This window comes from Mitsuaria sp. TWR114 (assembly GCF_007997345.1).
On sequence record NZ_VOSR01000077.1, the window covers coordinates 1 to 11,730 of the forward strand.

An 11,730-nucleotide genomic window follows, 5' to 3' on the forward strand; every position below is an offset into this window, starting at 1 on the left:
GCTGCGCGCCGAGGCGGGCCGGTCGGTGACGGTGCTGGTGCCGCCGATCGAAGGCGAGTCCGCCGCCTTGCTGGCGCTGCTCGCCGACGGCAACGCCTGGTCGACCTCGGCCCTCGCGCTGGCCCTGGGCGCGAGCCAGCGGACGGTGCAGCGCGCGCTGGCGGACCTGGAGGCCGACGGACGGGTGCGGGCGCTCGGACTCACGCGTGCCCGGCGCTGGCTGGCGCCGCCGATGAGCGGATTCGCGACGATCTTGTTACTCCCCGCGTTGCCGCCGTCTGGATAGATTGCGGTCCATGCGGCGACGGTCGCCGCGAAGGAGAACCCGATGTCCTCGACCGCTTCCACTGCTTGCGATCCCCACGCCGAGGCCCGCATGGCCTCCAACGACGGCCTGCCCGAGGCCCGCCCCGCCGAGGTCGTGCGCGAGTACGGCCCCTACCCCGGCGCGCCCGCCGTCCACGGCGTCAGCCACGACGGCGACCGCGTCTGGGCCGCGACGGCGCTGGGGTTGCTGGCGATCGATCCGGCCAGCGGGGAGGTCCAGCGCACGCTGCCCTGCGCCGCCGACGCCGGCACGGCCTTCGATGGCCGCCACCTGTACCAGATCGCCGATGCGCGCATCCACAAGATCGATCCCGCCAGCGGCCGCGTGCTCGGGTCGATCCCGGCGCCATCGGGTCAAGGCAGCGACTCCGGACTCACCTGGGCCGAAGGCAGCCTGTGGGTGGGCCAGTACCGCGACCGCACGATCGTGCAGATCGATCCCGAGACCGGCGCGGTGCGGCGCAGGATCGAGTCCAACCGCTTTGTCACCGGCGTCACCTGGGTCGATGGCGAGCTCTGGCATGCCACCTGGGAAGGCGACGAGAGCGAGCTTCGACGCGTCGATCCCGTCGACGGCACGGTGAAGGAGCGGCTCGCGATGCCCGCCCACCAGGGCGTCAGCGGCCTGGAGTCCGACGGCGCCGGCCTGTTCTATTGCGGTGGCGGCGGCAGCGGGAAGCTGCGCGCCGTGCGGCGCCCGCCGCGCGCCTGACAGGCGCGGCGCCCGGGCTGTCGCTTCAGCGCGCCTTGCCCAGGTCCATGACCCAGTACTTGCTGTAGGTGTTGGCCGAGGAAGCCGCGGGCCGGCAGGCGACGCCCACGTCGGCGAAGTTGGCCGACATCAGGTTGCGCAGTGGCCCGGGCTGTTGCGCCAGGAGCTCATGACCGCCTCGACCGTCCCCTGGCCGGCGGCGATGTTCTCGCCGGCCGCGACCCAGGTGTAGCCGGCGGCGGTGATCCGGTCGGAGAACTTGCGGCCGTCCTGGCTGTCGTGGCTGAAGTAGTTGTTGTTGGCCATGTCCAGCGCGTGCGCGTCGGCGGCCTGCGTCAGCTTATCGTTCCAGACGACCGGCGCGACGGCGGGGAAGTTCCCCGACGTGCCGCAGCTGGCGCCCGAGGCGCGCAACGCGTTGATGCGGTCGAGCAGGTCCTGCTTGAAGTTGGGCAGGTCGCAGGTGCCGGCCACGGGGGTGGGCGTCGGCGTCGACGGGGTGGGCGTGGGGGTCGAGCCCGGCGTGCCGGTATCGGCGTCACCGCCGCCACCGCCGCAGGCGCTCAGTCCCAGCGCCAGCAAGGCGGCGGCAATCATCGAAAGGGGCAATGGCCGGCGGACCGGCTTCTCATGGACGTCCATCGCGGCATCTTATGAAACAGCCGGAAAGAAAGCTGGAACGAAACGTACCGGGCCGGGCCAGCGTGGCCATTGCGCCGCGATCTCCGGACGCCGCTGCGCGAGCGGCGCCCGGGAGCGCTCACAGCAGGTCGTAGCGGTCCAGGTTCATCACCTTGGTCCAGGCCTTGACGAAGTCGTTGACGAAGACCTTCTCGCCGTCACTGGACGCGTACACCTCGGCCAGCGCGCGCAGCTGCGAGTTCGAGCCGAACACCAGGTCCGCCGCCGTGCCGGTCCACTTCAGCGCGCCGGTCCCGCGGTCGCGGCCCTCCAGCACGCCTTCGTCGCTGGTCGACTTCTGCCATTTCGTCCGCATGTCCAGCAGGTTGACGAAGAAGTCGTTGCTCAGCGTTTCCGGACGCGTCGTGAAGACCCCATGCCGGGTGTGGCCGAAGTTGGTGCCCAGCACCCGCATGCCGCCGATCAGCGCGGTCATCTCCGGCGCGCTCAGCGTGAGCAGCTGGGCCTTGTCGACCAGCAGCTCGGCCGCATGCGGCACCAGGTCCTTGCGGATGTAGTTGCGGAAGGCGTCAGCCGCGGGCTCCAGCACGCCGAAGGACTCGACGTCCGTCTGGTCCTGCGAGGCATCGGTGCGCCCCGGCGAGAAGGGCACGACGACCGCATGCCCCGCCTGCTTCGCCGCCGCCTCGACACCAGCCGATCCGCCCAGCACGATCAGGTCGGCCAGCGAGATCTGCTTGCCGCCGGCCGCCGAGCTGTTGAACTCCTTGCGCACCGCTTCCAGCTTGGACAGCACCTTCTCGAGCTCGCTGGGCTGGTTCACCGGCCATTCCTTCTGCGGCGCGAGCCGGATCCGCGCGCCATTGGCGCCGCCGCGCTTGTCGCCGCCACGGAAGGTCGAGGCCGAGGCCCAGGCCGTCGTCACCAGCTGCGAGATGCTCAGGCCGCTGGCCAGCAGCTTGGCCTTGAGCGCGATGACGTCCTGGTCGTCCACCAGCGGATGGCTGACCGGGGGCACCGGGTCCTGCCAGATCAGCTGCTCCTGCGGCACCAGCTTGCCGAGGTAGCGCGACGTCGGCCCCATGTCGCGGTGCGTCAGCTTGAACCAGGCGCGCGCGAAGGCGTCGGCCAGCTCGGCCGGGTTCTGCATGAAGCGGCGCGAGATCTTCTCGTAGGCCGGATCGACGCGCAGCGCCAGGTCGGCCGTCGTCATCATCGGCGCGTGGCGCTTGGTCTTGTCATGCGCGTCGGGCACGGTGCCGGCGCCGCGCCGCCCTTGGGCGTCCACTGGTGAGCCCCGGCCGGGCTCTTCGTCAGCTCCCATTCGTAGCCGAACAAGGTCTCGAAGTAGCTGTTGTCCCAGGTCGTCGGCGTCGGCGTCCAGGCGCCCTCGATGCCGCTGGTGATCGTGTAGACGCCCATGCCCTCGCCCAGCTGGTTCTTCCAGCCCAGGCCCTGCTCCTCGAGCCCGGCGCCCTCCGGCATCGCGCCGACGTGATGCGCCTCGCCCGCGCCGTGCGCCTTGCCGAAGGTATGACCGCCGGCGACCAGCGCCACCGTCTCCTCGTCGTTCATCGCCATGCGGCGGAAGGTCTCGCGGATGTCGCGCGCGGAGGCGGCCGGGTCGGGCTTGCCGTTCGGTCCTTCCGGATTCACGTAGATCAGGCCCATCTGCACCGCCGCCAGCGGATTGGCCAGGTCGCGGTCGCCGGCATAACGCTCGTCGCCGAGCCAGGTGGTCTCCGGGCCCCAGAAGGTATCGGTCTCCGGCTCCCAGATGTCGGCGCGGCCGCCCGCGAAACCGAAGGTCTTGAAGCCCATCGACTCCAGCGCGACGTTGCCCGCCAGGATCATCAGGTCGGCCCACGACAGCTTGCGGCCGTACTTCTGCTTGACCGGCCAGAGCAGGCGCCGGGCCTTGTCGAGGTTGCCGTTGTCGGGCCAGCTGTTCAGCGGCGCGAAGCGCTGCGCGCCGGTGCCCGCGCCGCCGCGGCCGTCCTGCACACGGTAGGTGCCGGCCGAGTGCCAGGCCATGCGGATGAAGAACGGGCCGTAGTGGCCGTAGTCGGCGGGCCACCAGTCCTGCGAGTCGGTCATCAGCGCATGCAGGTCCTGGACCACCGCGTCGAGGTCCAGGGTCTGGAACTCCCGCGCGTACTTGAATTCCTCGCCCATCGGATTGGACTTGGGCGAATGCAGGGAAAGGATGGAGAGGTTGAGTTGCTCGGGCCACCAGTCGCGGTTGCCTTTGGTCCCGGCCACCGCATGGTGGTGGGTGCCGCTCGAGAATGGGCACTTGGAATCGCCTGACATGTCTGCCTCCTGAGTTGAGCCTTGGGGAACCGTCCGCTTGTCCGCAGAGTGCGAGCGCGGACGAGTCTAGGACTCGCCCGGCGACGGCGGCAACAGCCGGTGTTTATCGGGCCGATAGCTTTTTCGGCGTGGCCGCCGGCGGCGCGGGCCCTCATCCGGTCCGCGCATGAGTAAAGTCGCTGGCCGAGCAAGGCCATTGGGCAGACTCTCCCCGTCGTCGAAAGGGAGGACAAGAATGTCGCCCAGCCGCCGGCCGGTGCCGGTGGGACGACGAGAATCGCCCGGTCCCGCACGATCGACCGTCGCCGTCCGCGGCGATGGACCCTTCACCTTGGAGCCCATCATGTCTCTGCGCATCAACGACACCGCCCCGAACTTCACCGCCAAGACCACGCACGGGGAGATCAACTTCCACGACTGGATCGGCGACAGCTGGGCCATCCTGTTCTCGCACCCGAAGGACTTCACCCCGGTGTGCACGACCGAGCTGGGCTACATGGCGAAGATCGAGCCCGAATTCACCAAGCGCAACGCCAAGCTGATCGGGCTGTCCATCGATCCGGTCGAGAACCACTCGAAGTGGGCCGCCGACATCGAGGAGACTCAGGGCGCCGCGGTGAAGTACCCGATGATCGGCGACACCGACCTGGCGGTGGCCAAGCTCTACAACATGCTGCCGGCCGAGGAGCCGGGCACCTCGGAAGGCCGCACCGCGGCGACCAACGCGACGGTGCGCTCGGTCTTCATCGTCGGCCCGGACAAGAAGATCAAGCTGACGCTGACCTACCCGATGACCACGGGCCGCAACTTCGACGAGATCCTGCGCGTGCTCGATTCCATCCAGCTCACCGCCAAGCACCGCGTCGCCACGCCGGTGAACTGGAAGCACGGGGACGACGTGATCATCGCGGGCTCGGTGTCCGACGACGAAGCCAAGACGATCTACCCCGAAGGCTGGAAGGCGCCCAAGCCCTACCTGCGCATCGTCAAGCAGCCCAAGTGAGGCAGCGCGACCGGCGCGCGTGACGACACCGCGCCGCGCGTTGCGCGCGAATGAAGGCCGGACCCTCCGATGGGGGGAACCGGCCTTTTTCCATGGAGGCGTCGATAACATGCGCGGCTTCATGCGGCGCGCGACCGCATGGCCCATGGAGTCCTCGATGTTGTTCACCCGCCGTGCCTCGGCCATCGCCGGCTGGTGCTCGCCGCCGCCGTGTTGGCCTGGTCCCTCGCGCCGGAGGGCGAGCGCGTGACCCTGTCCGTCCCCGCGCATGCGGAGCGGACATCCGCCGCGCCGCCGCCGATCGCCACCCCATCCCGTGGAACTGCACCGGCCCCCGGCACGCCGGCCGTGGCCGGCGCGGCGAGGGAGGCCGCCATCGGTGCCTCCGCCGCCCTGCGCGACTACGGCCAGATCGTGATCACCGCGCTCAATGGCGGCACGCCGCAGCAGGCCGGCGAGGCCGCGAAGCTGCTCGTCCTGTGCAGCACCGTCCCGCAGACGCGCGATGCACTCGAGGAGCTGAAGCAGGAAGGACGCGTGGCCGCTGAAGGCGCCGACCGCACCATCGCCGCGCTCGACAGACAGGAGCGCTCATGCCAGTCGATCCCGCCCGACCTGATGGGCCGGGAGCTGGAACTCTCGGCGCGCGCCGTGCTGGGGGGCGTGAAGGGCGTCGCGACGATCTATGGCGCCGCCGTCCACTACGCCCCGCCGGAGGCCATGCGCCAACCGCTGGCCGCGGCCTTGCGCGCGGACTTCCTCGACGGAGATGGCGTCGCCGCGCTGATGCTGGCACAGCACAGGGAGCTCTTCGGCCTGTCCAGGGTCGAGTCGCGGGCCTATGAGATCGCTTTCGACAAGATGGACGCGATCGGTTTCTTCGACCCGGATCGCGCCAGCGGGGCTGGCAAGCCGCTGACCGACGAGGAACAGCGTCAGGCCGAAACGCTGGCCGCGACGTGGACCAAGGACATGAAGCCGCAGCACGGACACCGTCACGGCTAGACGACATTCCCCGATGCCCTTCCTGCGCTGGATCCTCGCTGCTGCCGCGCTTACAGGCGCGGCGACCCTCGTGGCCTTCGGGCTTCATCCCGCCGACGATGATCGTGTCGCGCTTGCCGACCCCTCGTCGACGGCTGCCTCCGCCGAGCTGACGGCCTCGTCCGCCTCCCCGCCCCAGGCGTCCCGACCGTTCTCACCCGGCGCCTCGGGACCACCAGCGGCCGGCACGACGCGGCCAGCCGCGATCGGGCCCGCTGTCGGCGCCTCCGCCGTCATCGAGGACTACGGCCAGATCGTGCTTGCCGCGCTGCAGGGCGGCTCCGCCGCGCAAGCCGGCGACGCGACGGAGGTGTTGTCCCGCTGCGAGGGCGCGACCCAGGTGCGAGAGACCCTGGAGACCGTTCGCGCCGATCCCAAGTCCAACCCGGCGGACGTCGCCCACGCGATCGCGCATTTCGACGACCGCGTGCGCCGCTGCCAGTCCATCACCGACGAGATGCGAGCCCAGCGCCTGCCGCTGGCCGAGCGCGCGCTGCGGGGCGGCGAGCGAGGTGTCTCGATGGCCTACTTTCGCCTGGTCGATTTCGACCCGCCACAGGACATGCGCGCCCCGCTGCTCGAGGGCCTGCGCGGCGACGTCCGCGCCGGCGACCGCTTCCCCACGCTCGTGCTCGCCACGCGCGGCGAAGACCTGGGTTTGTCTCCGGTCGAGGCGCGGGCCTACGCGCTGCTGGCCGAGGACCTCAACCCCCAACTCATCGCGCCGGGCAAGTTCAGCCGGAACCGCGAGCAGGAGCGCCTGACTGACGCGCAGCTGCGCCAAGCCGCCGAGCTCAAGGAGCAGTACAAGCGCGAGATGAAGCGGCCACGCACCGGCCGGCGCGTGGGCCGATCCGGCTGAGCCAGAATCCCGCGCGTCGGGAGCGATTCGAACAAGGAGAAGACATGGCGGACAAGAAGGAGATCCAGGCGCGGGCCGAAGCGCTGCTCGCGCAGGGCGTGGGCAAGTCCGAGGTGTTCCGGCAGCTGTCCGGACAGGGCATGAAGGACCGCCGGCTCGCGGCCTGGCTGGCCGCCCGACACGACCCGCAGGCGCGCGCCGAGATGAGCCTGCACGTCAACATACTGGTTGGGCTGATGGTGCTGCAGGCGCTGATCGTGCTGGCGGTCGGCTGGCAGGTCTCGATGTGGCTCGGCCTCGCCTTGACCAGCATCCCGCTGCTGTTCGCCTGGGGCTTCCGCAAGCCCTACGCCGGCGCCTACACCGGCTACCTGTTCCTGTCGATCATCACGGTGGGCCGCAACGTGGCTCAGCTGTTCCCGATCACCACCGGCGGCCTGGTCGGCATGGCGCTCTCGATCGCCATGATCTGCTACGTCTTCTGGATCCAGCGCCGGATCTTCCCGGACGTGAACTTCCTCGGCCCGATGCGCAAGGGCGGACAGTTCGTCTTCACGACCTGAGGTCGATCGCAGGCCGTCCAAGGCCGCGCCATCAGGGCACGAACAGCGCCCGCTCTTCCTCGAAGACCTGCTGCAGATGGTCCGCGACGGTCCGGATCGCACGGGCCTTGCGGTCCTGGCCGCGGATCAGCAGCCACATCTCGCGCGCCTCGCGGGTCGGCGTCAGCGCGCATTCGCGCAAGCCCGGCACCTGGCGTCCGATGTAGTGCGGCAGCAGCGCCAGGCCGGCGCCGGTCCGTGACGCGATCGCCTGCGACATGTGGTTGTTGGCGCGGAAGGCCACCCGCCTGCGCGGGAAGTGCTGCGCGAGCCAGGTGGCGTCGGGCATGTCCGCGTTCTCCTCGTCGAAGCCGACGAACACCGGCGCCGCGCCGCCCTCCACCGCCGCGCAGATCGCCGGCGTGCCGTAGAAGCCGAACCCCATGGTGCCCAGCGGCTTGGCGATGAAGTCGCCGTCGCGCGGTCGCATCAGGCGCACCGCGATGTCGGCGCGGTGACGGTCCAGGCTGACCGGGCGCAGGTCGGTGGCGAGGTCCAGGTCCAGCCCCGGATGCACCGCGGAGAGCCGCGCGAGCCGATCGATCAGGAAGCCCTGCGACAGCGCCGGTGGCGCATTGACCCGCACCAGCCCGCGCACCGCGTCGTCCTCGTCGCCTTCGCGGGCGAGCGTCAACGCGGCGGCTTCCATCTCGCTCGCCGCGGCCAGTGCCAGCCGGCCCGCCGGCGTCAGCGCATAGCCGTCGGGCCGGCGGTCGACGAGCTTGTCGCCGAGGCGATCCTCCAGCGACTGGATGCGGCGCGCGATCGTCGCGTGATTGACCGAGAGCGCCCGCGCCGCCGCCGACAGGCTGCCGTGCCGCCCGAGCGCGAGGAACACCCGCATGTCCTCCCAGTCCACGCCCCGGCGAGGGCCTGTGCGTTTTTGATCAGCCATTGAGACAGGATAGCGGCTACCGCTGGCGCAGGCCGGCTCCTACGCTTCGTCCAACGCCTCCCGATCCCCGATCGCCGCGGCGTCCCCGACGACCCCGGATCCTCCGGATCCCGCATGAACAGGAGCCTTCCATGTCCACCGCTTCCAGCACCGCCACCGCCACGACCACCACGACCACCACGACCACCACGCAGCGGGTCGCTCTCATCACGGGCGCCTCGCAAGGCATCGGCGCCGGCCTCGTCGCCGCCTACCGCGCCCAGGGTTATGCGGTCATCGCCAACTCCCGCAACATCCAGCCAGGCGACGACGCCGGCGTGATCGCCGTGCCCGGCCACATCGGCGACCGCGCCGTCGCCCAGCACATCGTCCAGACGGCGCTCGACCGCTTCGGCCGCATCGACACGCTGATCAACAACGCTGGCATCTTCCTGGCCAAGCCCTTCACCGAATACACGCTCGCGGACTACCAGGCCGCGTTCGACGTCAACGTGGCCGGCTTCTTCCACCTCACGCAGCTGGCGCTGCCGCAGATGCTGCTGCAGCGGCAAGGCCACATCGTGCAGATCACGACCACGCTGGTCGACCAGCCGATCGCCGGCGTGCCGGCCGGCCTGGCCAGCCTGACCAAGGGCGGCCTGGATGCGGTGACGCGCTCGCTCGCGATCGAATACGCGAAGAGCGGCGTGCGCGTGAACGCGGTGCGTCCCGGCGTCATCAAGACCCCCATGCATGCACCGCAGACCCATGAGTTCCTGGCCGCCCTGCACCCGATGGGCCGCATGGGCGAGATCAGCGAGGTCGTCGACGCGGTGATGTACCTGGAGCGCGCGGGCTTCGTCACCGGCGAGCTGCTCAACGTCGACGGCGGCCAGCACGCCGGCCGCTGAAAGGAGCCCCCATGCCCTACGTCAACATCAAGGTGACCCGCGAGGGCACCGCCCCCGGCGCCAGCGCCACCACGCCCGAGCAGAAGGCCGCCCTGATCCAGGGCGTCAGCGACCTGCTCTTCGAGGTGATGGGCAAGCCGCGCCACATGACCTTCGTCGTCATCGACGAGGTGGAGCTCGAGAACTGGGGCGTCGGCGACTGCCGACGGCGCAGTTCCGCCGGCGGCAGTCCGGGACGCCGGGCTAGGGAGGCCCTGGAAAACGCGGCGCCCGCACGGGAGGACCGGGCGCTCAGCCGCCCTTGATCCTCACCGTGAAGGTCAGCTTGTAGCTGCCGCCGTCGCCGCCGTAGTTCAGCGGTGACAGCGCGGTTTCCGTCGTCACCGTCGGCACGACGAAGCTGTGCCAGCCGAGGTACTCGTCGTTGGACAGGGAACTGGACACGAGGCTGGACAGCTTGGCCCCCACGATCGAGCGCAGCTGCGCCGCCGTCAGGTTGGACCAGCCGCTCTGGCCATAGACGTTCCAGATCGACTGCAGCATCAGTTGCAGCACGCCGCCGCTGCCCAGGTCCGGATCCCAGTCCTCCTCCAGCAGCCAGGCGAAGACGAAGGCGCCGCCGGCCTCGGCCTCGTCGACGATCTGCCGCGTGTTGACGATGCGGCCCTTCAGGAAGTGGTTGTCCCAATCGGGATCGCGCACGCGGATCAGCTTGCCGCCCGGCACGTTGCGGTGGGCCATGAACACCAGCACATAGGGCGAGTCGCCGCCGTCGCCCTCGCTCGTGTCGTCCAGGCACTTGATCTGCGTCACCATCAGCTGGCGTGTCGGCATGGTCGTCTCCCTGCGCATCCCGCATCGCGGCCACCGCCCGGGATCGGGCCGTGAAGAAGCCGTGAGCCAGACTAGGCAGCCCCCCCGAAAGGGCCCATCCCTAGGTCGGCATCGCCCCCCTAGAATCGCCCGTCGCAGGGGGAGAAGCACTTGAGGAAGATCGCATCCGCGACGCTGATCCGCGTCCATCCGCGCGAGCGCCGTTGCACGGTGGAACTGGTCGAGCTCGACCGGCCCGCCGGCCGCACTGGCAGCGATGACGCGGCCCGCTACGTCGTCAACGTCCGCCAGGACAGCGGCGAGTCGTCGCTGACCGCCACGCCCTGCACCCTGGCCGAGGCGCAGCGCCGCGCGCTGGACTTCCTGCGCCGCCGGCTCGCCGCGGGCGAGACGCTGCTGCGCCGCGACGGCTTCGAGGCGCTCGGTGTCGAGCCGGAGAGCGCCGCGGCCCCGCTTTCCTCCCCCTCCGTTCCCACGGCCTCCACACCTTCGGGCGCCCCTGCCGGCCCGGTCCCGCCGGCCATCGCCGCGCTCGTGGCCCGTTTCGCGCCGGCGCGCTGGACGCTCGAACCCGACGATCGCCGCGCTCGCGCCGCCTGGCGCGTCGCCGAATGCAGCGACCGCAGCGAAGCCGATCCCGCCGCGCAGCGCGCGCTCCGGTCACTGGTGCCGCGACTGGTCGAGCTGCTGGAGAGCGGCTCCGACCTGCTCGACCTCTGCCTGGCCGCCGCGATCGGCCGGCTCGGCGATCCCGGTGCGGCCGAGGCCATGGCCGTGCTGTCCGAGCGCGGCCGCAGCCCGGCCACGAAACGGTATGCCCACCAGGCGCGGCTGATGCTGCTGGCGCCCGAGGCGCTGCAGTCGCAGCTCGAGGTCGCCGCGAGCCAGTGGTCCGCGGAACTCGCGCTGCCGGTCGAAGGCCCGGCGCTGGTGCTCGCGTTGCTCGACGCGCTCGAGGCCCGCCGCCTCGACTGGCCCGACCTGCTGCAGGACTGGTACGACCTCGCCCTGGTCCGTCCCGACGTGCGCGCGAAGCTGCTGAGCCTGCTGCGCGCGCTGCCCCTGCAGGCCGAGGCCTTCCAGGCGCTGCGCTACGTCTACAAGACCGCGGAGCTGCGCCGCGACGCGGAGGTCCTCGGCCTGCTGCATGCGCGCTTCGAGAACACCCGTCCCGCCCAGGGCGGCCTGACGACGCGCCACTACCTGGACCCGTCCACCGGCGAGTGGATCGTCCGCAGCGCCGGCAGCAAGCGCAAGCCGGCGCGCGCCTACGGCCGTCGCACGCGCGAATACCTGCGCCTGCGCGGCTGGCGCGGCCTGCGGCGGCTGGCGGCGATCGGGCATCCGCATGCGCCGGTGCTGGCGGTCGAACTGCTGCTGGGCCTGCGCGACGACGAGGTGCCCGCCGCGGTCACCGAGACCCACATCGAATGGCATCGCCTGCAGACGACGCGCACCGAGCGCCACTTCCCCGCCGGCGCTCACTGGCTGCTGGTGTCGCGCCTGCTGCTGCCGGCGCTGCCGACGCTGGGCACCGGCGCGCGCACGCGGCGCGTGTGGACGCGGGAGCCCCTCGACGTGACGCGCGCGCTCCCGCAGCGGCCCG

General features: G+C 70.8%; 10 protein-coding genes and 3 pseudogenes. 9 read left to right on the top strand and 4 right to left on the bottom strand.

Annotation, left to right across the window (positions count from 1 at the left end; genetic code table 11):
- Nucleotides 1–286: pseudogene (locus FUT87_RS04090) on the top strand (HTH domain-containing protein); the annotation flags it as partial.
- A gap of 90 nt (nucleotides 287–376) precedes the next feature.
- Nucleotides 377–1,039 carry a PQQ-binding-like beta-propeller repeat protein gene (locus FUT87_RS04095; protein WP_147240181.1) on the top strand — a complete coding sequence of 221 codons (663 nt, stop codon included), beginning with the start codon at nucleotides 377–379 and terminating at the stop codon, nucleotides 1,037–1,039.
- Between the two features lie 129 nt (nucleotides 1,040–1,168).
- Here the strand turns inward: FUT87_RS04095 and FUT87_RS04100 are convergent, their stop codons facing one another.
- Both FUT87_RS04100 and katG read right to left on the bottom strand, forming a co-directional pair.
- A complete protein-coding gene (locus FUT87_RS04100; protein WP_222617041.1) occupies nucleotides 1,169–1,681 on the bottom strand; it encodes a CAP domain-containing protein in 513 nt (170 codons plus the stop codon).
- A gap of 118 nt (nucleotides 1,682–1,799) precedes the next feature.
- Nucleotides 1,800–3,994: pseudogene (gene katG, locus FUT87_RS04105) on the bottom strand (catalase/peroxidase HPI).
- A 343-nt stretch (nucleotides 3,995–4,337) separates the two neighbouring features.
- Between katG and FUT87_RS04110 the strand changes: the two are divergent.
- The 4 genes from FUT87_RS04110 (at nucleotide 4,338) to FUT87_RS04125 (ending at nucleotide 7,466) form a co-directional block, all read left to right on the top strand.
- On the top strand, nucleotides 4,338–4,997 hold the full coding sequence (locus FUT87_RS04110; RefSeq protein ID WP_091727483.1) for a peroxiredoxin: 660 nt from the start codon (nucleotides 4,338–4,340) through the stop codon (nucleotides 4,995–4,997).
- A gap of 195 nt (nucleotides 4,998–5,192) precedes the next feature.
- Nucleotides 5,193–6,002 (top strand): hypothetical protein, encoded by an 810-nt coding sequence (locus FUT87_RS04115; protein WP_147240175.1) that lies wholly within the window; start codon nucleotides 5,193–5,195, stop codon nucleotides 6,000–6,002.
- Nucleotides 6,003–6,015: 13 nt separating this feature from the next.
- Nucleotides 6,016–6,903: a hypothetical protein gene (locus FUT87_RS04120; RefSeq protein WP_147240176.1), complete on the top strand. Its 888-nt coding sequence runs from the start codon at nucleotides 6,016–6,018 to the stop codon at nucleotides 6,901–6,903.
- A 44-nt stretch (nucleotides 6,904–6,947) separates the two neighbouring features.
- Nucleotides 6,948–7,466 carry a hypothetical protein gene (locus FUT87_RS04125; protein ID WP_147240177.1) on the top strand — a complete coding sequence of 173 codons (519 nt, stop codon included), beginning with the start codon at nucleotides 6,948–6,950 and terminating at the stop codon, nucleotides 7,464–7,466.
- A 31-nt stretch (nucleotides 7,467–7,497) separates the two neighbouring features.
- Here FUT87_RS04125 and FUT87_RS04130 read toward each other — a convergent pair whose 3' ends face one another.
- Complete coding sequence (locus tag FUT87_RS04130; RefSeq protein ID WP_404935358.1) at nucleotides 7,498–8,349, bottom strand: LysR family transcriptional regulator; 852 nt, start codon at nucleotides 8,347–8,349, stop codon at nucleotides 7,498–7,500.
- A 182-nt stretch (nucleotides 8,350–8,531) separates the two neighbouring features.
- Here FUT87_RS04130 and FUT87_RS04135 point away from each other — a divergent pair, with 182 nt between their 5' ends.
- Both FUT87_RS04135 and FUT87_RS04140 read left to right on the top strand, forming a co-directional pair.
- On the top strand, nucleotides 8,532–9,290 hold the full coding sequence (locus FUT87_RS04135; RefSeq protein ID WP_147240179.1) for an SDR family NAD(P)-dependent oxidoreductase: 759 nt from the start codon (nucleotides 8,532–8,534) through the stop codon (nucleotides 9,288–9,290).
- An 11-nt stretch (nucleotides 9,291–9,301) separates the two neighbouring features.
- Nucleotides 9,302–9,595, top strand: coding sequence for a 4-oxalocrotonate tautomerase family protein (locus FUT87_RS04140; protein WP_222617042.1), 294 nt, complete (start codon nucleotides 9,302–9,304; stop codon nucleotides 9,593–9,595).
- On the opposite strand, the gene FUT87_RS04145 is transcribed toward FUT87_RS04140, so the two are convergent.
- Nucleotides 9,582–10,124, bottom strand: a complete 543-nt coding sequence (locus tag FUT87_RS04145; RefSeq protein WP_147240180.1) for a hypothetical protein — start codon at nucleotides 10,122–10,124, stop codon at nucleotides 9,582–9,584. The two genes, FUT87_RS04140 and FUT87_RS04145, sit on opposite strands and share 14 nt — an antisense overlap.
- 150 nt (nucleotides 10,125–10,274) lie before the next feature.
- Between FUT87_RS04145 and FUT87_RS04150 the strand changes: the two are divergent.
- A pseudogene (locus tag FUT87_RS04150) lies at nucleotides 10,275–11,730 on the top strand (hypothetical protein); the annotation flags it as partial.